At 71.7% G+C, this 22135-nt stretch carries 20 protein-coding genes; 13 read left to right on the plus strand and 7 right to left on the minus strand.

Going from position 1 to position 22135, the window contains the following annotated elements; all coding sequences use genetic code 11:
* The first annotated feature begins 261 nt into the window (after nt 1–261).
* Nucleotides 262–1098 carry an isocitrate lyase/PEP mutase family protein gene (locus AVL59_RS14940; RefSeq protein WP_067303990.1) on the plus strand — a complete coding sequence of 279 codons (837 nt, stop codon included), beginning with the start codon at nt 262–264 and terminating at the stop codon, nt 1096–1098.
* 4 nt (nt 1099–1102) lie between these two features.
* Here the strand turns inward: AVL59_RS14940 and ssgD are convergent, their stop codons facing one another.
* Nucleotides 1103–1519 (minus strand): spore wall synthesis regulator SsgD, encoded by a 417-nt coding sequence (gene ssgD, locus AVL59_RS14945; protein WP_067303993.1) that lies wholly within the window; start codon nt 1517–1519, stop codon nt 1103–1105.
* Between the two features lie 197 nt (nt 1520–1716).
* On the opposite strand from ssgD, the gene AVL59_RS14950 reads away from it, so the two are divergent.
* Complete coding sequence (locus AVL59_RS14950; RefSeq protein ID WP_237281511.1) at nt 1717–2820, plus strand: WD40/YVTN/BNR-like repeat-containing protein; 1104 nt, start codon at nt 1717–1719, stop codon at nt 2818–2820.
* Between the two features lie 62 nt (nt 2821–2882).
* Nucleotides 2883–3215, plus strand: a complete 333-nt coding sequence (locus AVL59_RS14955) for a plasmid stabilization protein (RefSeq protein ID WP_067317297.1) — start codon at nt 2883–2885, stop codon at nt 3213–3215.
* Between the two features lie 10 nt (nt 3216–3225).
* On the opposite strand, the gene AVL59_RS14960 is transcribed toward AVL59_RS14955, so the two are convergent.
* A complete protein-coding gene (locus AVL59_RS14960) occupies nt 3226–3522 on the minus strand; it encodes a YciI family protein (RefSeq protein ID WP_067303995.1) in 297 nt (98 codons plus the stop codon).
* A gap of 60 nt (nt 3523–3582) precedes the next feature.
* On the opposite strand from AVL59_RS14960, the gene AVL59_RS14965 reads away from it, so the two are divergent.
* The gene (locus AVL59_RS14965; RefSeq protein ID WP_067303998.1) at nt 3583–4290 is read left to right on the plus strand and encodes an endonuclease V; all 708 of its coding nucleotides are present in this window, start codon (nt 3583–3585) and stop codon (nt 4288–4290) included.
* Here the strand turns inward: AVL59_RS14965 and AVL59_RS14970 are convergent.
* Complete coding sequence (locus AVL59_RS14970; protein WP_067304001.1) at nt 4254–4442, minus strand: hypothetical protein; 189 nt, start codon at nt 4440–4442, stop codon at nt 4254–4256. The genes AVL59_RS14965 and AVL59_RS14970 overlap by 37 nt on opposite strands.
* Before the next feature lie 143 nt (nt 4443–4585).
* Entirely contained in the window at nt 4586–5770 is a 1185-nt protein-coding gene (locus AVL59_RS14975; RefSeq protein ID WP_067304004.1) for a saccharopine dehydrogenase family protein, read from the minus strand.
* A 202-nt stretch (nt 5771–5972) separates the two neighbouring features.
* Between AVL59_RS14975 and AVL59_RS14980 the strand changes: the two genes are divergently transcribed.
* The 3 genes from AVL59_RS14980 to AVL59_RS14990 are packed head-to-tail and all read left to right on the plus strand — an operon-like array spanning nt 5973 to nt 10626.
* Entirely contained in the window at nt 5973–7133 is a 1161-nt protein-coding gene (locus AVL59_RS14980) for a CaiB/BaiF CoA transferase family protein (RefSeq protein WP_067304007.1), read from the plus strand.
* A 53-nt stretch (nt 7134–7186) separates the two neighbouring features.
* The gene (locus tag AVL59_RS14985; RefSeq protein WP_067304010.1) at nt 7187–8401 is read left to right on the plus strand and encodes an acetyl-CoA C-acetyltransferase; all 1215 of its coding nucleotides are present in this window, start codon (nt 7187–7189) and stop codon (nt 8399–8401) included.
* Between the two features lie 41 nt (nt 8402–8442).
* The gene (locus AVL59_RS14990; RefSeq protein ID WP_067304012.1) at nt 8443–10626 is read left to right on the plus strand and encodes a 3-hydroxyacyl-CoA dehydrogenase NAD-binding domain-containing protein; all 2184 of its coding nucleotides are present in this window, start codon (nt 8443–8445) and stop codon (nt 10624–10626) included.
* On the opposite strand, the gene AVL59_RS14995 is transcribed toward AVL59_RS14990, so the two are convergent.
* Nucleotides 10621–11343 carry a MerR family transcriptional regulator gene (locus tag AVL59_RS14995; protein WP_067304015.1) on the minus strand — a complete coding sequence of 241 codons (723 nt, stop codon included), beginning with the start codon at nt 11341–11343 and terminating at the stop codon, nt 10621–10623. The genes AVL59_RS14990 and AVL59_RS14995 overlap by 6 nt on opposite strands.
* A 395-nt stretch (nt 11344–11738) precedes the next feature.
* On the opposite strand from AVL59_RS14995, the gene AVL59_RS15000 reads away from it, so the two are divergent.
* Genes AVL59_RS15000 through AVL59_RS15010 form a run of 3 tightly spaced genes read left to right on the plus strand, consistent with a single transcriptional unit; the run spans nt 11739 to nt 14661 of the window.
* Nucleotides 11739–13208, plus strand: coding sequence for an amino acid permease (locus AVL59_RS15000; RefSeq protein WP_067304018.1), 1470 nt, complete (start codon nt 11739–11741; stop codon nt 13206–13208).
* A 50-nt stretch (nt 13209–13258) separates the two neighbouring features.
* The gene (locus AVL59_RS15005; protein ID WP_067304021.1) at nt 13259–13747 is read left to right on the plus strand and encodes a macro domain-containing protein; all 489 of its coding nucleotides are present in this window, start codon (nt 13259–13261) and stop codon (nt 13745–13747) included.
* Nucleotides 13744–14661: a PfkB family carbohydrate kinase gene (locus tag AVL59_RS15010; protein WP_067304024.1), complete on the plus strand. Its 918-nt coding sequence runs from the start codon at nt 13744–13746 to the stop codon at nt 14659–14661. Before AVL59_RS15005 ends, AVL59_RS15010 begins: the two co-directional genes overlap by 4 nt.
* 11 nt (nt 14662–14672) lie before the next feature.
* Here AVL59_RS15010 and AVL59_RS15015 read toward each other — a convergent pair whose 3' ends face one another.
* A complete protein-coding gene (locus tag AVL59_RS15015; protein WP_067304026.1) occupies nt 14673–16166 on the minus strand; it encodes a M1 family metallopeptidase in 1494 nt (497 codons plus the stop codon).
* 183 nt (nt 16167–16349) lie between these two features.
* On the opposite strand from AVL59_RS15015, the gene AVL59_RS15020 reads away from it, so the two are divergent.
* Nucleotides 16350–18311 carry a Xaa-Pro dipeptidyl-peptidase gene (locus tag AVL59_RS15020; protein ID WP_067304029.1) on the plus strand — a complete coding sequence of 654 codons (1962 nt, stop codon included), beginning with the start codon at nt 16350–16352 and terminating at the stop codon, nt 18309–18311.
* Nucleotides 18312–18315: 4 nt separating this feature from the next.
* Here AVL59_RS15020 and AVL59_RS15025 read toward each other — a convergent pair whose 3' ends face one another.
* Nucleotides 18316–19230, minus strand: a complete 915-nt coding sequence (locus AVL59_RS15025; protein ID WP_067317299.1) for an FAD-dependent oxidoreductase — start codon at nt 19228–19230, stop codon at nt 18316–18318.
* Between the two features lie 90 nt (nt 19231–19320).
* Here AVL59_RS15025 and AVL59_RS15030 point away from each other — a divergent pair, with 90 nt between their 5' ends.
* Both AVL59_RS15030 and AVL59_RS15035 read left to right on the plus strand, forming a co-directional pair.
* A complete protein-coding gene (locus AVL59_RS15030; protein WP_067304032.1) occupies nt 19321–20349 on the plus strand; it encodes an oxidoreductase in 1029 nt (342 codons plus the stop codon).
* A 48-nt stretch (nt 20350–20397) separates the two neighbouring features.
* A complete protein-coding gene (locus AVL59_RS15035) occupies nt 20398–22038 on the plus strand; it encodes an ABC-F family ATP-binding cassette domain-containing protein (protein ID WP_067304034.1) in 1641 nt (546 codons plus the stop codon).
* Nucleotides 22039–22135 lie beyond the last annotated feature (97 nt).

Consider the following 22135-nt stretch of genomic DNA (forward strand, 5'->3'; position numbering starts at 1 on the left):
GGGCACGAAAGGAAGACCTGTGCCTACGGACGGCTCGGACGCCGAGGTCGTACGCCACGCACACCTCACCGGTGTGAACGCGGTGTCTCAGGACCTCAGACGAGCAACGTCCTTCTCCAATCGGCGGCAACAGGAACATTGTACACCGTACGAGGGGGGCGGAAGCGCTGTCAACGCCATTTGTTCCGCGCTCTCCGCGGTCCGCGTTCGTGTCGGATTTCTGCCAGCGCCCGGCCCGCCGTGGCTGTTTGACTGGCGCCCATGACGCTCCGGTACCCGCTTCCCGACATCGCCCTGGCCTTCCGCGCGCTGCACGTGCCCGGCCGCCCCCTGGTTCTGCCGAACGCCTGGGACCCGGTGAGTGCCGCCGTCGTCGCGGAGGCGGGCGCCCCCGCCGTAGCGACCACCAGCGCGGGGCTCGCCTGGGCGCTCGGCGCCGCCGACGGGGACCGGCTGGACCGCGACCGTGCGCTCGATGCGGTCGCGCGCATCGTGGACGCCGTGCCGGGGATCCCGGTCAGCGCCGACATCGAGGGCGGCTACGCCGAGGACGCCGCGGGAGTCGCCGACACCGTGCGGGCGGTGGTCGTCGCGGGCGCGGTCGGCGTCAACATCGAGGACGCCCGCCACCAGGCGGGCGGTGCGCCGCTGCGGTGCGTGGCGGAGCAGGCGGAGAGGATCGCCGCCGCCCGCGCGGTCGCCGACAGGGCGGGCGTGCCGCTGTTCATCAACGCGCGGATCGACACTTTCCTGCGCGGTGCCGGGGGAGTGGAGCCGACCCTGGAGCGGGCCGCGGCCTTCCTGGCCGCGGGCGCCGACGGGATCTTCGTCCCCGGGGCCGTCGACCCGGAGACCGTCAAGGCGCTCGTCGCGGGCGTCGACGGGCCGCTCAACGTGATGGTGGGCCCCGGCGCGCCGTCGGTCGCCGAGCTGGCCGCACTCGGCGTCGCCCGGATCAGCGCGGGCGCGGGCCTCGCCCAGGCCGCCCACGCCCTGGTCCGCCGCGCCGCGCGGGAGCTGCTGCGGGAGGGGACGTACGGGGCGCTCGCCGGCGGGCTGGACTACGGGGAGCTGAACGAGTTGCTCACGCGCGCGTAGTGGGTCAGCAGGCGTCCCGCATCAGCTCGGCCAGGCCGTGGTCGAGATCCAGCTGAAGGTGCTCAAGGCCGACCGGCACGAGGTCGCCGGTCGCCTCCAGGAACCGCCGTATCTCGCCGGAACGCACGTGCACGATCGCGGTGCCCTCGGGCGCGTGGAACTCCAGTACGGTGCGGTCGTAGCCGTACGGCCGCACGCGGACGTCCCCGAAGCCCTCCGCGCCGTGCAGCCCGGCCGCGAGGAGCTCGCGGGAGAAGGTCCAGCAGACCTCGACGCCCTCCAGGGTGGCGGGGGCCGGGAAGGTCATACGGACGGCGAACGGATCGTTCCGGTCGTAGCTCAGCGTGGCGGGAATGCTCGGCATGCGCGGTGCGGCGGCGACGAGGCGGGCCTCTACTGGCTGCTCGATGACGGTGGACAAGGCCTTGCTCCCTCGTGACGGCTGGAAATCTTCCGGGCGTGTCAGACCTGGCACTGGAAGAGACGTCAGAATCGGCCAATCCGTGCACAGGAGGAACGAGTGACCTCGGTCACCGCCTTCATGCGAGGGAATCGCGAGGAACGCGGCCGGGGAGATCCTCTGGACGGCGGCCCGCCGGTGGGCTAGCTTCGCCCGCCATGAGGCGTTCGGGGAGCACGCGACGCAGGGGACGGACGGGCCGGCTGGTGGCGACGGGGGTGGCTTGCGGGGCGGCGCTCGCCGCGCTGACGGTCCCGGCCGCCGAGGCACAACCGCTCGGGCACGGGACGGTGCACTGGGCCGAGAAGGACAGCGGCACCCCTCAGGTGCGCTACCGCGGCCTGGCCGCCGTCGACCGCGACACCGCCTGGCTGGCCGGTACGGCGGGCACGGTGCTGCGCACCACCGACGGCGGAACGAGCTGGCGGAACGTCTCCCCGCCCGGCGCGGCCGCGCTGGAGTTCCGGGACGTCGAAGCGTTCGACGCACGGCACGCGGTGGTCCTGGCCATCGGCGAGGGCGAGGCCTCGCGCATCTACCGCACCGACGACGGCGGCGCGACCTGGACCGAGTCCTTCCGCAACACCGACGCGAAGGCGTTCTACGACTGCCTCGCCTTCTCCGACCGCCGTCACGGCCTCGCCATGAGCGACCCCGTGGACGGCAGGTTCCGCATCCTGTCCACCAGTGACGGCGGCCGCTCCTGGCGGGTGCTGCCCGCCGACGGGATGCCGGCCGCGCTGGACGGCGAGGCGGGCTTCGCCGCGAGCGGCCAGTGCCTGGTCACCTCCGGCCCGAAGGACGTCTGGCTGGCCACCGGCGGCGGCGCCCACGCGCGCGTGCTGCACTCCGCCGACCGCGGCCGGACCTGGACGGCCACCGACACGCCGATTCCGGCCGGGGATCCGGCCCGGGGCGTGTTCGCGCTCGCCTTCCGGGACCGCGCGCACGGCCTCGCGGTCGGCGGCGACTACCGCCCCGGCCGGTCCTCGCCGCAGGCCGCCGCGGTCACCTCCGACGGCGGCCGCACCTGGCGGCTCGCCGCCACCCCGCCGCCCGCCTACCGCTCCGGCGCCGCCTGGCTCCCGCACAGCCGCCGTGCAGCGCTCGCCGTAGGCCCCACCGGCACGGATCTGACCACCGACGGCGGCCGCAGCTGGCGGACCATCGACACCGGTTCGTACGACACGGTCGACTGCACTCCGGACCTGAGCTGCTGGGCGGCCGGGGAGCAGGGGCGGGTGGCCCGGCTGGAGAACTGACGCACGAGGCCGGATCGCGGGTACTCGTTCCCTGCCGCGAAGGAGCGAGGAGAGGAGTGGTCATGCCACGCGGTTCCAGCCCCAAGCGGGAACGTCAGTACGAGCACATCAAGGAGAGCGCGCTGGAGCGGGGCGAGAGCCCGAAGCGCGCAAAGGAGATCGCCGCGCGGACGGTCAACAAGGAACGCGCCCGCTCCGGCGAGTCCGGGACCGCCAGCCGCAGCTCGACCCAGGACATGTCGTCCGGCGAGCGCGGCGGCAAGCGGTCGGGCAAGGGGTCCCAGGGCCCGACCTACGACCAGTTGTACAACGAGGCGAGGCAGCGCGGCATCGAGGGGCGTTCGGACATGAACAAGGCCCAGCTGCAGCGCGCGCTGAACGCCAAGAAGGGCTGACCCCGCCGGCTCAGCCCAGTGTCTGCCGGTGGCGTGCCAGTTCGGGTGCGGTCTTCGTGGCGACGAACTCCGTGACCCGGTACTCGCACACCCCGGCAGCCAGGAACGGATCGCCCGCGACGACCTCCTCGATACGGGCGCGGTCCTCGGCGACAGCGAGGATCACCCCGCCGTCGCGGGGGTCCTTGCGCCCGGAAGCCAGGAAGAAGCCCTTCTCGTACTGCTCCTCCAGCCAGGTCACATGCGTCGGCAGGACAGCGTCCACGGCATCGAGCGGGGCGGTGTAGGTCAGCTCCAGTACGAACATGATCGTGAGCGTACCCCCGGCGCCCGTCGGGCCGCTCGCGGGCCGTACAGTCGGGACACCATGACGACCGTAGGCGTACCGGCGGGCTGGCCCGCGACCGAGGAAGAGGCGCGCGCCGTACAGGACCGGCTGCGCGCGCGGGTGGTGCTCGACGAGCCGGGGCCACCGCCCGGGACGGGCCATGTCACCGGAGTCGACGTCGCCTACGACGACGAACGCGACCTGGTCGCCGCGGCGGCCGTCGTCCTGGACGCGGCCACCCTGGAGGTCGTCGCGGAGACGACGGCCGTCGGCCGGATCTCGTTCCCCTACGTTCCGGGACTGCTCGCCTTCCGCGAGATCCCGACCGTGCGGGCCGCTCTGGACGCCCTGCCCTGCCCGCCCGGTCTGGTCGTGTGCGACGGCTACGGCCTCGCCCACCCGCGCCGCTTCGGTCTCGCCAGCCACCTCGGCGTGCTCACCGGCCTGCCGACCATAGGCGTCGCCAAGAACCCGTTCACCTTCACGTACGACGATCCCGGGCCCGCCCGGGGCAGCGCCGCACCGCTCCTCGCCGGGACCGAGGAGGTCGGCAGCGCCCTGCGCACCCGGGACGGAGTCAAGCCGGTGTTCGTCTCCGTGGGCCACCGGGTGAGCCTCGGCAACGCCCTCGCCCACACCATGGCGCTCACGCCCGAGTACCGGCTGCCCGAGACGACGCGCAGGGCGGACGCGCTGTGCCGGCGGGCGCTTCAGGATGCCACGACGCGCCAGGCGCCCACCTCCTGATACGCCGAGTCGTAGACGGCCGAGCCGTCGCCCGGTTCCAGGGCGTAGTGGTGGAGATTGCCGCCCCAGTAGCGCAGGATCCGTCCCAGCTCGCCGGCCCGCTCCGCCGCCGACGCATCCTCGCCCACCGTCACTTCCAGCACGAACTTCACTTCCGTTCCGCCTCCTTCTGCCTGGGCCTCCAGCGTCTCATTGACGTTTCCGGTGAAACTTATGAGCGCGCGGCCGCAGGTGACTCCGCATTCCGGGAGCGGAAAGTCTCAAACGCGGGAGAAGGGCCGGAGGTGCTCGTACCTCAGGACCACCGGTCGGCCACCACCCGGAAGGTGATGCCCGCCGAGCGCAGCCGCTCGGTCAGTGCGTCGCCCATCGCGGTGGCCGTGGTGACCTGCCCGGCGGTCGGCGGCAGCTCGTCGAAGGCCAGGCTGAGTGCCGCCTCGGCGAACATCTTCGCCGTCTCGTCGTAGCCCGGGTCGCCGCCCGCGACCTCGGTGAAGACACGCCGCCCGCCGCCCTCGCCGACGAAACGCACCTTGAACCAGCTCTTCGCCCGCTTCTCGGGACCCGGCCCGTCCCCGGGCCTGAGCCGGTCCGACAGCCAGCGCCGGGCGGGCGGCAGCCGGGCGGCGGCCGCGAGCGCTCCGATCGCGGCGACACCGCCCGCGGCGACCGGCAGATACCTGACCGCCGCATAGTGCCGGTAGCGGAAATCGGGACCGTACCGCGCAAGGGCCTTCGCCGACCGGCGCACGATCTGCGGATCGATGGTCGGCAGTGGCAGCGCCCAGGCGCCGACCTCCTTGGCGAACCGCGGCGCGCCGACCGGTGCCGCCACCCGGCGCTCCATCAGACGGGGTTCGTGCCGGCCGCGTTCGCGGGCCGCGGCCGCCATCTGCCGGCCGCGCGCGAGCTGGTTCAGTGCCGACGCCAGCGTGCCGCCGGAGAAGGTGGCGTCCGCGGTCACGAACCCGTTCACGGTCAGCGGCACACCCTCCGGCAGCTGCCGGACCGTGAAGTACGCGCCCAGGTCGTGCGGTACGGAGTCGAATCCGCAGGCGTGCACCAGCCGGGCGCCCGTCTCACGCGCGCGTGCGTCGTGCCGTACGTACATCAGGTCGACGAACTCCGGCTCACCGGTGAGATCGAGGTAGTCGGCTCCGGTGTCCGCGCAGGCGGCGACGAGCTCCTCGCCGTAGGTGACGTACGGGCCCACCGTCGTGGCCACCACGCGCGCGTGCTCCGCGAGCGCGCGCAGCGTGGCCGGTTCCCGCACGTCGGCCCGCAGCACCCCGACACCGCGGGCGCCGGGCAGCCGGTCGCGCAGCTGGTGCAGCTTGCGTTCGTCACGGCCCGCGATCGCCCAGCGCAGCTGCTTGGGGGCGTGTGCGGCGAGGTACTCCGCCGTGAGCGCGCCGACGAAGCCGGTGGCCCCGAAGAGCACGATGTCGTAGGGACGGTCCGTCCTGTTCAGCCTGCTCATGACACCCCTTGCCGGTGCAGCCCGCGCCGCTGTCGGTGGCTGAGGCTAGCGTGAACGATGCGGACCCCGGACACGGCCTCGGCAGGGCTGCCCGGGCACTTGGCTAAGCGCTTGCTCGTTCAGGTCTTGTGTCCGGTGGAACGTGTTCTTAGCATCACTGGTGTTACATCAGTTGTGTCACATGAGCTGGGGGCAGGACGGCATGACGACGGCAGGGACGCCGAGGACGTCGGGGGACGGCCCGCTCGGCGGTGTGCGCGTGGTGGAGCTGGCCGGCATCGGGCCGGGCCCCTTCGCCGCCATGCTCCTCGCCGACCTGGGCGCCGACGTGGTCCGGGTCGACCGCCCGGGCGGTCCGGGCCTGGGCATCGACCCCGCGTACGACGTGACGAACCGCAACAAGCGCTCGGTCGTCGTCGACCTCAAGGCCCCGGACGGCCCCGCGCGCGTCCTGGACCTGGCCGAACGGGCCGACATCCTCATCGAGGGCTACCGCCCCGGGGTGGCCGAGCGGCTGGGCGTCGGCCCCGGGGACTGCCACGCCCGCAACCCCCGTCTGGTCTACGGCCGCATGACCGGCTGGGGTCAGGACGGCCCCCTCGCCGACCGCGCGGGTCACGACGTGGCGTACATCGCCCTCACCGGCACCCTCGGCATGATCGGGCCTCCCGACGAGCCGCCGGCCGTCCCCGCCAACCTGCTCGGCGACTACGCGGGCGGCTCCCTCTACCTGGTCGTCGGCGTCCTCGCCGCCCTGCACCACGCGCGCGTGAGCGGCATCGGACAGGTCGTGGACGCGGCCATCGTGGACGGCACCGCGCACCTGTCCGCGATGATCCACGGCATGCTGGCCGCCGGCGGCTGGCAGGACCGGCGCGGCGCCAACCTCCTGGACGGCGGCTGCCCGTACTACGGCACCTACGAGACCGCCGACGGCGGATACATGGCGGTCGGCGCCCTGGAGGCGCGGTTCTACGAGGAGTTCCTGCACCTGCTCGGGTTGGACGACCTGGCCCCGGCCCGCAAGGACTGGACCCGCTGGGGCGAGCTGCGCGAGCGTGTGGCCGCCCGCTTCAAGTCCCGTACCCGCGACGAGTGGACGGCGCTGTTCGAGGGCTCTGACGCCTGCGTGGCGCCCGTCCTGTCCCTGGGCGAGGCCCCGCACCACCCGCACCTGGCCGCCCGCGGCACCTTCACCCGGCACGGCGGCATCACCCAGCCGGCCCCCGCCCCACGCTTCTCCGCCACCCCGACGACCGTCCGCACCGGCCCCGCCCTGCCCGGCGCCGACACGGGGACGGTGGCGCGGGACTGGGGCATACCTGATCTCGTGAACGACGACCTGATCCCGGACGGCGACTGAGCCCGCCCGGCCGACGACCCTCCGCCCGGCCCACCCTCCCGAAAGGCACCCCAGTGAGCACCGAAGCGTACGTGTACGACGCGATCCGCACCCCGCGCGGCCGCGGCAAGGCGAACGGCGCCCTGCACGGCACGAAGCCCATCGACCTGGTCGTCGGCCTGATCCACGAGATCCGCGACCGCTTCCCGGGGCTCGACCCGGCCGCGATCGACGACATCGTCCTCGGCGTCGTCGGCCCTGTCGGCGACCAGGGCTCCGACATCGCCCGGATCGCCGCCATCGCCGCCGGACTGCCGGACACGGTCGCGGGCGTCCAGGAGAACCGCTTCTGTGCCTCGGGCCTGGAGGCCGTCAACCTGGCCGCCATGAAGGTCCGCTCGGGCTGGGAGGACCTGGTGCTGGCCGGTGGCGTGGAGTCGATGTCCCGCGTACCGATGGCCTCCGACGGCGGCGCCTGGTTCAACGACCCGATGACCAACCTGGCCGTCAACTTCGTGCCGCAGGGCATCGGCGCCGACCTCATCGCCACCATCGAGGGCTTCTCCCGGCGGGACGTGGACGAGTACGCGGCCCTGTCCCAGGAGCGCGCCGCCACCGCCTGGAAGGAGGGCCGCTTCGAGCGTTCCGTGGTTCCGGTCGAGGACCGCAGCGGCCTGGTCGTCCTGGACCACGACGAGCACATGCGTCCCGGCACCACGGCCGACTCCCTCGCCAAGCTCAAGCCGTCGTTCGCGGACATCGGCGAGCTGGGCGGCTTCGACGCCGTCGCGCTGCAGAAGTACCACTGGGTGGAGAAGATCGACCACGTCCACCACGCGGGCAACTCCTCCGGCATCGTGGACGGCGCCTCGCTGGTCGCGATCGGCTCCAAGGAGGTCGGCGAGCGCCACGGCCTCACCCCGCGCGCGCGGATCGTCTCCGCCGCCGTCTCCGGCTCCGAGCCCACCATCATGCTCACCGGTCCCGCCCCCGCGACCCGCAAGGCGCTCGCCAAGGCCGGACTGACCATCGACGACATCGACCTGGTCGAGATCAACGAGGCGTTCGCCGCGGTCGTGCTGCGCTTCGTGAGGGACATGGGCCTCACCCTGGACAAGGTCAACGTCAACGGCGGCGCCATCGCCCTCGGCCACCCGCTCGGCGCGACCGGCGCGATGATCCTCGGCTCGCTCATCGACGAACTGGAGCGCCAGGACAAGCGGTACGGCCTCGCCACCCTGTGCGTGGGCGGCGGCATGGGTATCGCCACCATCGTCGAGCGCATCTGAACTCCCTGCGGAATCACGAGACTTCAACGGAGACGACTGTCATGACCGAGAGCAACACCATCCGCTGGGAGCAGGACGACACCGGTGTCGTCACCCTCGTCCTCGACGACCCGAGCCAGTCCGCGAACACCATGAACCAGGCGTTCCGCGACTCCCTCGCCGCGATCACCGACCGGCTGGAGGCCGAGCAGGACTCGATCCGCGGCATCATCTTCACCTCGGCGAAGAAGACCTTCTTCGCCGGCGGCGACCTGCGCGACCTGATCCGGGTCACCCCGGAGACCGCGCAGGACCTGTTCGACGGCGGCCTCGCCATCAAGCGCAACCTGCGCCGCATCGAGACCCTCGGCAAGCCCGTCGTCGCGGCGATCAACGGCGCGGCCCTGGGCGGCGGTTTCGAGCTGGCCCTGGCCTGCCACCACCGGGTCGCCCTCGACACCTCCGGCACCAAGATCGGCTGCCCCGAGGTCACCCTCGGCCTGCTCCCCGGCGGCGGCGGAGTCGTCCGCACCGTACGACTGCTGGGCATCGCCGACGCGCTGCTGAAGGTGCTCCTCCAGGGCCAGCAGTACAACGCGCGGCGCGCCCAGGAGAACGGCCTCGTCCACGAGGTCGCCGCCACGCCCGAGGAACTGCTCGCCAAGGCCCGCGCCTTCATCGACGCCAACCCCGAGTCGCGGCAGCCCTGGGACAAGCCGGGCTACAAGATCCCCGGCGGCACGCCCGCCAACCCCAAGTTCGCCGCCAACCTGCCCGCCTTCCCGGCCAGCCTGCGCAAGCAGACGAACGGCGCCCCCTACCCGGCGCCGCGCAACATCCTCGCCGCGGCCGTCGAGGGCTCCCAGGTCGACTTCGAGACCGCCCAGGTCATCGAGGCCCGCTACTTCGTGGAACTGGCCGCCGGGCAGACCTCGAAGAACATGATCCAGGCGTTCTTCTTCGACCTCCAGGCCGTCAACTCCGGCGCCAACCGCCCGAAGGGCATCGAGCCCCGCCAGGTCCGCAAGGTCGCCGTTCTCGGCGCCGGCATGATGGGCGCGGGCATCGCCTACTCGTGCGCCCGCGCGGGCATCGACGTCGTCCTCAAGGACGTCTCCCCGGAGGCGGCCGCCAAGGGCAAGGGCTACTCCGAGAACCTGTGCGCCAAGGCCGTCGCCAAGGGCCGTACCAGCCAGGAGAAGGCCGACGCGCTGCTCGCCCGCATCACCCCCACCGCCGAGGCGGCCGACCTCGCGGGCTGCGACGCGGTGATCGAGGCCGTCTTCGAGGACACGGCCCTCAAGCACAAGGTGTTCCAGGAGATCGAGGCCGTCGTCGAGCCCGACGCGCTGCTGTGCTCCAACACCTCCACCCTGCCCATCACCGCCCTCGCCGAGGGGGTGCAGCGCCAGGGCGACTTCATCGGACTGCACTTCTTCTCGCCCGTCGACAAGATGCCGCTGGTCGAGATCATCAAGGGCGAGCGGACCGGCGACGAGGCCCTCGCGCGCGCCTTCGACCTGGTCCGGCAGATCAACAAGACGCCGATCGTCGTCAACGACTCGCGCGGCTTCTTCACCTCCCGGGTGATCGGCCACTTCATCAACGAGGGCGTCGCCATGGTCGGCGAAGGCGTCGAGCCCGCCTCCGTGGAGCAGGCCGCGGCCCAGGCCGGCTACCCCGCCAAGGTGCTCTCCCTCATGGACGAGCTGACCCTCACCCTCCCGCGCAAGATCCGCAACGAGTCGAAGAAGGCCGTGGAGGAGGCGGGCGGCACCTGGTCCGCGCACCCGGCGGAGGCGGTCATCGACCGTCTGGTCGACGAGTTCGGCCGCACCGGCCGCAGCGGAGGAGCCGGCTTCTACGACTACGCGGAGGACGGCAAGCGGGCCGGGCTGTGGCCGGGCCTGCGCGAGCACTTCACGAAGCCCGGGTACGAGATCCCGTTCCGGGACATGCAGGAGCGGATGCTCTTCTCCGAGGCGCTCGACACCGTACGGCTCCTCGAAGAGGGCGTGCTGACCTCCGTCGCCGACGCCAACATCGGGTCGATCTTCGGCATCGGCTTCCCGGGCTGGACCGGTGGTGTGCTGCAGTACATCAACGGCTACGAAGGGGGCGTGCCCGGATTCGTGGCACGCGCGCGTGAACTCGCCGAGTGCTACGGCGAGCGGTTCACCCCGCCCGCGCTGCTCGTGGACAAGGCCGAGAAGGGGGAGCGGTTCAGCGACCCTGCGCGCTCATGATCCGCTGAGCCACTCGCTCAGCTCTTCCCGCAGCGACCGCTGGAACGTCGTCAGCAGCGCCTGCACCACCAGGGGGTGCATGTGAGCCGACAGGGACTTCACGTCCCGGGCGTCACGCTCCGCCACCTCGCCGCGGAAGAGCTGAGCCAGCTCGTGGGCCGCGGCGCGCGAGTGCTCGATGAGCACTTTGCGCGCCGCGAGGATCGCGTCCTGCGACAGCGGAACGTCCAGGAGCCGGACGCCGAGCCGCAGCAGCCCGGAGTCGACACGGAAGGTGTCGCCGTCGTCCGGCACCACGACGCTCATCGCCGCCAGCCGCTCGATGTCCTCGGCGGCGAGCGGCCGTCCCGCCCGCCGCTCCAGTTCCCGCCGCGACACCGTCTCCGCCGGGTCCGGTGCCCAGGACGCGACCACCGCGCGGTGGATGGCCAGGTCGTGCGGGGTGAGGTCCGGTGGCAGCTGTTCCAGGTACCGCTCGATCGCCGCGAGCGTCATGCCCTGCTGCTGCAACTCCTCGATGAGGGCAAGCCGTGCCACGTGCCCGGGCCCGTAGTGCCCCACCCGGCGCGGACCGATCACCGGCGGCGGGAGCAGCCCCTTGCTGCCGTAGAAGCGGATGGTGCGGACCGTGACGCCCGCCCGCGCGGCCAGCTCGTCGATGGTGAGGGCGGGCTCCCCGGCGTCGGTCGTCGCCTCGGTCGTCGCGTCGGTGGTCATGTGCAGCAGTATCGCTGTCTCACCACTGCTGTGACACCTCCACGGCAACGGCCGCACACAGTGTGACGCGCATGAATGCGAAATCTCTGTCCTCCTTTCGAGGGGCCGTCTCGGCAGGCGATTCCGTGGAGTGAAATTGCACGGATGTGGTGATTTACGGCAGCTTTCCGGCCGGCGGAATCGAGGGAGTGAACGCCTGTCCTGCCGACGCTTTGCTGTTCCTTGGGGGTTTGTGACAAACGCCGCTGTGTGACGTGGGTCATCGCATGGAACGCGATCTTCCTGGAAAGCTGCTGTCTTGGTATGTGCCGCCTCCGGGCTGGTGCGGACCAAGGCACGTACGGACCCACCCGGCCGGTGATCCCGCCCGGGTGCCCCAGAGAGTGGAACCACCCGTGAGCAAGGACGCCGTGCACACCACAGCGCAGGCCGAGACCCGCAATGGGGCGGCCGGGACCCCGGTCGACGCGGGCGACGCCGGCTACAGCAAGGACCTCAAGGCCCGCCACGTCAACATGATCGCCATCGGCGGTGCCATCGGTACCGGCCTCCTCCTGGGCGCCGGCGGCCGACTGCACAACGCCGGACCGGCACTCGCCCTGGCCTACCTGGTCTGCGGCATCTTCGCCTTCTTCGTCGTCCGGGCCCTGGGCGAGCTGGTCCTGTACCGGCCGTCCTCCGGTTCCTTCGTGTCGTACGCGCGCGAATTCCTCGGCGAGAAGGGCGCCTACGTCGCCGGCTGGATGTACTTCCTGAACTGGTCGACCACCGGCATCGCCGACATCACCGCGATCGCGCTCTACACGCACTACTGGAGCATGTTCACGACCATCCCGCAGTGGGTGCTGGCGCTGATCGCCCTCGCGGTGGTCCTCGCCGTGAACCTGATCTCGGTGAAGATCTTCGGCGAGATGGAGTTCTGGTTCGCGATCATCAAGGTCGCCACCATCGTGGGCTTCATGCTGATCGGCATCTTCCTGCTCGCCACTCAGCACAAGGTCGGCGGCCACACCCCCGGCCTGAGCGTGATCACCGACCACGGTGGTGTCTTCCCGCACGGCGTCATGCCGGTCGTCCTCGTCATGCAGGGCGTGATCTTCGCGTACGCCGCCCTGGAGCTGGTCGGCGTCGCCGCCGGTGAGACCGCCGAGCCGGAGAAGGTCGTCCCGCGCGCGGTGAACTCGATCATGTGGCGCGTGGGCCTGTTCTACGTGGGCTCGGTCGTGCTGCTCGCCCTGCTGCTGCCCGGCTCGGTGTACTCCGCCGACCAGAGCCCGTTCGTGACGGTCCTGTCGAAGATCGGCGTCCCGGCGGCCGGCGACGTGATGAACCTGGTCGTGCTCACCGCCGCCATGTCCTCGCTCAACTCCGGCCTGTACTCCACCGGCCGCATCCTGCGCTCCATGGCCATGGCGGGCTCCGCCCCGAAGTTCACCGCCCGGATGAACCGCAGCCAGGTCCCCTACGGCGGCATCCTGCTGACCTGCGGGGTCTGCGTGCTCGGCGTCGGCCTGAACTACCTGATGCCCAGCCAGGCCTTCGAGATCGTGCTGAACATCGCCTCGCTCGGCATCATCAGCACCTGGGTGATCATCATGCTCTGCCACATGATCTTCGTCCGGCGGGCCCGCGCGGGCCTGGCCACCCGGCCGCACTTCCGGCTGAAGGGCAGCCCGGTCACGGAGATCGCCACGATCACCTTCCTGCTGGTCTGCCTCGGCATGATGTGGAACGACCCGGACGTCGGCCGCAAGACCCTGCTGCTCATCCCGGTGATCGCCCTGCTGCTGGTCGTCGGCTGGTTCGGCGTCCGCCGCCGTGTCTCCCGCGACACCGACAAGGAACTGACCGAGCTGTCGCGATGACGAAGTAGCAGCTCAGCGCCACTGTCAGTGGCACCGCCTACGGTGGCGTCATGTCGGAGATCATGTATGTCCGGGGTGACGCCACCGTTCCGTCGGTCAAGGGCGTCAAGGTCATCGCCCATGTCTGCAACGACATCGGGGGCTGGGGGAAGGGCTTCGTCCTGGCGCTCTCGCGCCGCTGGCCGGAGCCGGAGGCGGCGTACCGCGCCTGGCACCGCGACCGAGCCAAGAACGACTTCGGTCTGGGCGCGGTCCAGCTCGTCAGGGTCGACCCGTACGTGTGGGTGGCCAACATGATCGGCCAGCGCGGCATCCGGAGAGGCAGCAAGGGCGCTCCCGTCCGCTACGACGCGATCGACACCGCCCTCGCCCGCCTCGCCGGCGAAGTGATCGAACTCGGTGCGTCCGTGCACATGCCCCGCATAGGCTGCGGCCTGGCGGGCGGCACCTGGTCCCGCACAGCGCCGCTCATCACCGAGCGGCTGGTCAAGCGCGGCATCGCGGTGACGGTGTACGACCACGGGGAGGGTGGCGGATGACGGCACACGAGGGTGCGATCGACGTCCTGGTGCTCGGCGGAGCCGGGGTGGACACGATCGTGTACGTTCCCGAGCTGCCGCTCCCGTACGCCGACAGCTACATGATCGATTCCGGTATCCGCACCCGCGCCGGGCAGACCGGCGACTTCGTCGCCCTGAGCCTGACCTCGCTGGGACTGCGCACCCACCACCTCGACCTGCTCGGCGACGACCCCGAGGGCGACCTCGTCCGCGCCCTGCACCGGAAACGGGGCATCGGGTTCACCGCGCTTCCGCAACCCGCCGGGACCAAGCGCGCGGTCAATCTCGTCGGCCCGGACGGCCGGCGGCTGTCCCTCTACGACACCAGCCGCGCCCACCCCGACGACCGCTTTCCCGAAGAGACCCTGAACACCCTGGCCACGGCGAGCCGGCACGTCCACGTCACCCTCACCCAGCCCTGCTCCCACGCCCTGCCGGCGCTGATCGAGACGGGCGTTCCCCTCTCCACCGATCTGCACGACTGGGACGGCGAGAACCCGTACCACGAGCCTTTCGCCCTCGCGGCCGACGTCGTCTTCCTCTCGGCGGCCGCACTCACCGACCCCGAACGGACCATACGGCGCATCGCCGGGCGTGGCCGGGCCGAGGTCGTCGTCGCGACCGCCGGAGCCGACGGCGCATATCTGCTGGCCGACGGCGAACTGAACCGCGTACCGGCGGCGGACCCGCCCGCGCCGGTGGTGGACTCCAACGGCGCGGGCGACGCCTTCGCCGCCGCCTTCCTCTACGGCCGCCTCATGGGCGAGCCTCCCCAGCGATGCGCCCTGTACGGTGCGGTCGCCGGGGCGTACGCCTGCACGGTCCCGGCCACACGCGCGGAGGCGATAGGCCGGGACGAACTGCTCGCGCGGGCGGACCGGACGAGACCCTGAGGCCCCGGGCGTCAGTGCCCGTGCACGTCGTTGGTGGCCTCGATCTTCTTCCACGACTTCGGCTGGACGACGGCCGTACCGGCCTTCGTGAGGGACGCCGCGCGGGCCGCGGCTGCGGCCGGCTTCGACGGCTGGAACAGCCAGGTGTCGAACAGGGCGGCCAGCGGCTTGCCGGAGACCTGCTCGGCGTACCTCTGGAAGTCGGCCACCGAGGCGTTGCCGTACGCGTGATCCTTCGGCCAGCCCTTCAGAAGGGCGAAGAAGGCGTCGTCACCGATCTCGTCGCGCAGCGCCTGGATGGCGAGCGCGCCCCGGTCGTAGACGGCGAGGTCGAACTGGCCGTCCGGGCCCGGGTCGCCGGGCTTGACCGTCCAGAACGCGTCACCGGACGGGTGAGAGGCGTACACGTAGTCGGCGAGTTCCTGCGTGGTGCCCTCGCCCTCGTGCTCCGACCACAGCCACTGCGCGTACCGCGCGAAGCCCTCGTTGATCCAGATGTCCTTCCAGCCCTTCAGGGACACGTCGTCGCCGTACCACTGGTGGGCCAGCTCGTGCACGACCACCGAGGTGTTGGAGCCGTTCGCGAACTGCTTCGGACTGTAGTAGACACGGGTCTGCGTCTCCAGCGCGTACCCGGTGGTGGTGTTGGGCACGTAGCCGCCGGCCGAGCTGAACGGATACGGCCCGAAATAGCCGCTCAGCCAGTCCACGATCTCCCCGGTGCGCTCCACGCTCGCCCGCGCGGCCCCGTCGTTGTCGCCGAGGTCCTTGCTGTAGGCGTTGACGACCGGCACCCCGCCGTCCGAGGTGCTGGTCGTGATGTCGAACTTCCCGACCGCGAGGGTGGCCAGATAGGTCGCCTGCGGCTTGTTCTGCCGCCAGTTGTAGGTGGTCCAGCCCAGCTTCGAACCGGTCGACTGGAGGGTGCCGTTGGAGATGGCCTGGGTGCCGTCCGGGACGGCCACCGACACGTCGTAGGTGGCCTTGTCGCTCGGGTGGTCGTTGCTCGGGAACCACCACCAGGCGGCCTCGGGCTCGTCCGCGGCCACCGCGCCGTCGGGCGTGCGGTGCCAGGTGTTGAAGCCGTAGGCGCTCTTCTTCGACGGCACTCCGCTGTAGCGGACGACGACGGTGACCGGCGTGCCCTTGGCGAGCGGTGTCTTCGGAGTGATGACCAGCTCGTGCTGGTCGGACGTCGTGAAGGACGCCTTGGCGCCGTTGACCCGCACCTCGCTCACGTCCAGCAGGAAGTCCAGGTCGAAGCTGGACAGGTCCTCCGTGGTCCTCGCCAGGATGGTCGCCGTGCCCTGCAACTCGTCCGTCTTCGGCTGGTACCGCAGCCTCAGGTCGTAGTGCGAGACGTCGTAACCGCCGTTGCCGTAGGACGGGTAGTACGGGTCGCCGATGCCCGGCGCGCCGGGGGCGTAGCTCGCGGCCGATGCCGGGATCGCCAGCAGGAGGGAGGCCGCCACGAGTGCGCCCGGCGCGATGATTCTGCGGTGCACGTCAGCTCCAAGTCGTCGGGACAGGAAGTCTGTTCGGAGCCTATTCAGTCCCTGTGGCCGCTGACCTGTCCATGGCCCCTGCTGTCACACGATCGCCATTCAGCCGTCACGCACCACGCTAGACCGTACGACACCCTCAGCTGTCCTCTTCTGTACGGGAGTTGACCGGGGTAACGTCCGCGCATGCCGAACAGCACACCGATGCGCACGCGCTTCACGATCTGGAGAACGCTGGCGACCGCGGCCGTCACAGCCCTGATGGCCGCCTTCCTCGTCCCCACCGCCGCCCAGGCCGCGCCCCGTGAGAGCCGGCCCGTCTACTCCTACGCACACGCCATCCGTGAGGCGGTCTGGGTCGACACCGGCCTCGACAGCGACGGCGACGGGAAGACGGATCGCGTCGCCGCCGACATCGTCCGGCCCGCCGAACCGGCCCGCCAGGGCCGCAAGGTGCCGGTCATCATGGATGCCAGCCCGTACTACTCCTGCTGCGGCCGCGGCAACGAGAGCCAGAAGAAGACGTACGACGTACACGGCCGCGTCGTGCAGATGCCGCTGTTCTACGACAACTACTTCGTGCCCCGCGGCTACGCCTTCGTCGGCGTCGACCTGGCCGGTACCAACCGCTCCGACGGCTGCGTCGACGTCGGCGGCCGCTCCGACATCCGGTCGGCGAAGGCGGTCATCGACTGGCTGAACGGCAGGGCCAGGGCGTACACGACCCGGACCGGCACGAGCACCGTCAAGGCGAGCTGGACCAACGGCAGAACCGGCATGATCGGCAAGAGCTGGGACGGCACGATCGCCAACGGCGTCGCGGCCACCGGCGTCAAGGGCCTGAGGACGATCGTCCCGATCAGCGGCATCTCCTCCTGGTACGACTACTACTTCGCCCAGGGCGCCCCGCTGTACGACGGCGGCCCCGACGAACTGGCCGGCTATGTCGAGAGCGGCGACGCCGCGGCCCATTGCGCGGCCGTGCACAAGAAACTCGCCGACGGCAGCCCGCGCAGCGGCGACTGGACCTCCCTGTGGACCGAGCGGAACTACGTCAGGGACGCGGCCAAGGTGCGGGCCAGCGTGTTCCTGGTGCACGGCATGCAGGACCTCAATGTGCGCACCAAGCATTTCGGCCAGTGGTGGGACGCCCTCGCCGAGCACGGGGTGAAGCGCAAGATCTGGCTCTCCCAGACCGGGCACGTCGACCCCTTCGACTACCGGCGCGGCGCCTGGGTCGACACCCTGCACCGCTGGTTCGACCACGAACTCCTCGGCTATGACAACGGCATCGACCGAGCGCCGATGGCCGACATCGAACGCCACCCCGACCAGTGGGTCACCTCCGAGGTCTGGCCGCCGCACGGCACCCGGGCCACCACGCTCCGCCCGGCCCCCGGCACCACTCCCGGCGTCGGCACCCTCGGCCCGCGTCCGGCGACCGGCACCGAGACCTTCACCGACGACCCGAAGCTGAGCGAGACCGACTGGGCGGCCCACCTCACCACCCCCACCCCGGAGAAGGCCGGCTTCCTCACCGCGCCCCTCACCCGCGACCTGCGTCTGTCCGGTTCTTCCACGGTGACGGTGACCGCCACGCCCACCACCTCCTCGGCCCATCTGTCCGCCGTCCTGGTGGACCTCGGCCCGGACACCATCCGCGACTACGCCGACGGCGGCGAGGGCATCACCACCCTCACCGACCGCGGCTGCTGGGGCGCGAGCACAGCCGGGGACAGCGCCTGCTTCAAGAACACCAAGGCGAAGACGATCGCCGTCGACGACACGGTGCTCAGCCGCGGCTGGGCCGACCTCGGCCACTACGCCTCGCCCGACCACGGAGTCCCGCTCACCCCGGGCAAGGCGTACACGATCACGCTGTCCCTGGCGGCGACCGATCACGTCGTCCCCAAGGGCCACCGCCTGGCGCTGATCGTCGCCGGCACGGACAAGGACCTCATCGACCCGCCGTCCACCAAGCCGGCCCTCACCCTGGACCTGTCCCGGACCACGGCCAGGATCCCGCTGGTCGGCGGCGCCGCGGCGTTCGCCCGGGCCACCTCCACCAGCGCGTCCGCCGCTCCCGGGACGACGGTCCTGGACGGCGTCCGCGCACCGCGCGCCGGCCGGCACATCCCGGCGAGCTGACCGCTCAGGCGGCCGGGCGGGTCAGCCCGGCCGCCTCACGGGCGCAGCCCCAGGCCACCGTGATCCCGGCCCCGCCGTGCCCGTAGTTGTGCACCAGCACCCGCCCGTCCGGCAGGGGCTGCCGTTCCAGCCGTACGGCGGGCCGGGCGGGCCTGAGCCCCACCCGGTGCGCCAGCACCCGTGCCCCCGCGATCTCCGGCCGGACGGCCGCGCACCGCGCGACGATCGCCGAGGCCGTGGCGGGATCCGGCGTCAGGGACCACGCGTCCTCCTCCGCGGTACCGCCCAGCAGCAGGCCGCCCGGCTGCGGGATGAAGTAGGTCGAGGCTCCGGAGGAGTGGTCGGCGGACGTGTACCACGTCGTGATGCCCGGGTTCTCCACCACGACCAGCTGCCCGCGCACCGGGTGCACCGCCGGATCCGGCACCAGCGAACGCGCCCCCAGCCCCGTGCAGTTGACCACGACGGCGGCGGGTACGGCGGTCAGGTCCGTCACCTCACGCGACTCGACCGTGCCCCCCGCCCGCATGAGCCGCTCCCGCAGCCACGCCAGATGGACCGGCATGTCGATCACCGGCAGCCGGGCCGCCAGCCCGGCGGCCACCGCGCGCAGCCCCGGCACCCGGTGCGCCCACTCACCCAGCTCGTCCAGCCGTGTCCCCTGGTGTACGCCCTCGACCAGGCGTACGCCGGACTCCCGAGGACGGCCGGCCAACTCCTCGTACACACCGAGGGACTCCAGAGCCCACACGCCGGCCAAGAGCTCGGGCTCGATCCGGTACGGCCACCACAGACCGCCCGCGACCGCCGAGGTCGTGTGTTCCGCGGGCTCCCGCGCCCACACCCGCACCCGCCGCCCGGACTCGGCCAGGACCACGGCCGTCGTCAGCCCGACGACCCCGCCACCGACCACGACCACCGCGTCCGCCGACTCACGCTCCACACCAGGACGCTAACCGAATATGTCATGCCGCGCTCACATCCATCCCGATGTGGGGATACTCACAGCATGTCTGCCGCATACGCGACCTTCGGCCTGGCACCGGCGACCCGCGCCGGCGGTGTCCTCGCCGACGGCGGCTACCAGGTCCACCGTGACTTCGTGGATTTCATCGTCGACGGCCGTCCCCTGTTGTTCCAGCTCTCCGACCTGGACGCCGTCTCCCCGCTCGCCTCCGACATCCCGCCCGCCATCTTCACCGCACAGGTGCGCGGCCTGCTCCTCCAGGCACGGCCGCCGCTGCCGGACGGCCGGTTCGTGATCTACGGCTGCCCCGAGTGCGCGGACCTGGCCTGCGGCGCGGTCACCGCCGTCATCGAGCGGGACGGCGACGACTACGTCTGGCGGGACTTCGCCTGGCAGACCGACGAACGCGCCGATCTGGAGCTCAACGGCTACCACGGCATAGGCCCGTTCCGCTTCCACGGGCCCGAGTACCGTGCCGCCCTGGCCGCACTGATCGAGGACACCGAGGGCACGTCCGCGCCCCGCCGCCGGGTGCTGCTGATCGGCGCCCGGGTCGCCGTCCTCGCCAAGCTGGCGGCCGCGCTGCGCACCATCGGCATAGGAGCCGACATCACCCAGGACGCCCGTGCCGTCCCCGCCGAGGAACTGCGCGGGTACGGGGCCGTCGCCTTCGGGCGGGCGATCGGCGAGGCCGAACGGGCCGCCGTACGGCAGTCGTTCGAGCAGGCCGGGGTCGAGATCGCCTATGTGAGCGGCCTGGCCCCGATCGTGCCCCTGCTCGTCGCGCAGATCGAGCACGCGCTGGAGCGCAGCCCGCTCGGCCGGCGCCGGCTGACCGAACTGGTGGCCGCCGACGGCGGGGCGGCTGTCGAGGTGACCTCGGCGTGCCGGGTCCAGGTCACCGCCTACCGCCTCGACCGGCTCTACCGCACCCATACCCACGAGGTCTTCGACGGCATCCTGGAACCCGGCCGGCACCGCATCCCCCTGGACCCCAAGGCGGTCAAGGGGGAGTCGTTCGTCGTGGCCAGGACCTCCGGGAGCGTGCTGGTGGAGCCGGTGCGCCGGTGAGAGCCCGGCCGAGCGGCGGGCGCGGGGAGCATTAGGATCGGCGTCCTGATGACTGCCACACTCGTCGCCAAGAACCTCGCCGCCGGCCACGGCGACCGCTCCCTCTTCACCGGACTCGACCTCGTCGTCGCGCCCGGTGACGTGATCGGGCTGGTCGGCGCCAACGGCGCGGGCAAGTCCACGCTGCTGCGCCTGCTCGCCGGACTGACCCCGCCGGAACAGGGCGAGCTGCGGCTGTCCCCGCCGACCGCGACCGTCGGCCATCTGCCGCAGGAGCCCGAGCGCAGGCCGGGGGAGACCGTCCGGGCGTTCCTGGCCCGCCGCACCGGCGTCGCCGAGGCACAGCGCGTGATGGACGAGGCCACGCAGGCGCTGGTCGACGGCGCGCCCGGCGCCGACGACGCCTACGCGGTGAGCCTGGAGCGCTGGCTGAACCTGGGCGGCGCCGACCTGGAGGAGCGCGCGGAGGAGATCGCCGACTCCCTCGGCCTGGCCGTGGACCTGGACCAGCCGATGACCTCCCTCTCCGGCGGCCAGGCGGCCCGTGCCGGCCTCGCCTCCCTCCTGCTGTCCCGCTACGACGTCTTCCTCCTGGACGAGCCCACCAACGACCTGGACCTGGACGGCCTGGAGCGTCTGGAACGCTTCGTCACCGGCCTGCGCGCGGGCACGGTCGTCGTCAGCCACGACCGCGAGTTCCTCACCCGAACGGTCACCAAGGTCCTCGAACTCGACCTCGCCCAGCGGCAGATCAACCTCTACGGCGGCGGCTACGAGGCCTACCTGGAGGAGCGCGAGGTCGCCCGCCGACATGCCCGCGAGGACTACGAGGAGTACGCCGACAAGAGGGCCGCCCTCCAGGACCGCGCGCAGATGCAGCGCGGGTGGATGGACAAGGGCGTCAAGAACGCGCGCCGCAAGGCCGGCGGCGACAACGACAAGATCGGCCGCAAGTTCCGCAGCGAGGCCAGCGAAAAGCAGGCCGCCAAGGCCCGGCAGACCCAGCGCATGATCGAGCGCCTGGACGTGGTCGAGGAGCCGCGCAAGGAGTGGGAACTGCAGATGGAGATCGCGTCCGCGCCGCGCTCCGGCGCCGTGGTCGCGACCCTGCGCGACGCCGAGGTCCGGCGCGGCGGCTTCACCCTCGGCCCGGTCAGCCTGCAGATCGACTGGGCCGACCGGGTCGCGGTGACCGGAGCCAACGGCGCCGGCAAGTCCACCCTGCTCGGCGCGCTGCTCGGCCGGATCCCGCTCCACTCCGGACATGCCGCCCTCGGCTCCGGCGTCCTGGTCGGCGAGGTCGACCAGGCCCGCAAGCTGTTCCACGGCCCCGAGTCGCTGCTCGACGCCTTCTGCGCGGCGGTCCCGGACACCGAGCCGGTCGAGGTCCGCACCCTGCTGGCCAAGTTCGGCCTGAAGGCGGACCACGTCCTGCGCCCGGCCGCGACCCTCTCCCCGGGCGAACGCACCCGGGCCGCCCTGGCGTTGCTCCAGGGCCGGGGAGTGAACCTGCTCATCCTGGACGAGCCGACGAACCACCTCGACCTGCCCGCGATCGAGCAACTGGAGTCGGCCCTCGACTCCTACGAGGGCACCCTGCTCCTGGTCACCCACGACCGGCGCATGCTGGACGCGGTCCGGGTGACCCGGCGCCTGGAGGTGGCCGCGGGCAAGGTCGTGGAACGCTGAGCGAGGGGCCGTACCGGCGGAATCGGGCGTGTCCGCGGTGCACCGAGCCGGGGACCGTACCCGCCGACGCCCTACGCTGACCGCAGTTCCACGTCGG

It is taken from the genome of Streptomyces griseochromogenes, from assembly GCF_001542625.1.
Classification (GTDB): domain Bacteria; phylum Actinomycetota; class Actinomycetes; order Streptomycetales; family Streptomycetaceae; genus Streptomyces; species Streptomyces griseochromogenes.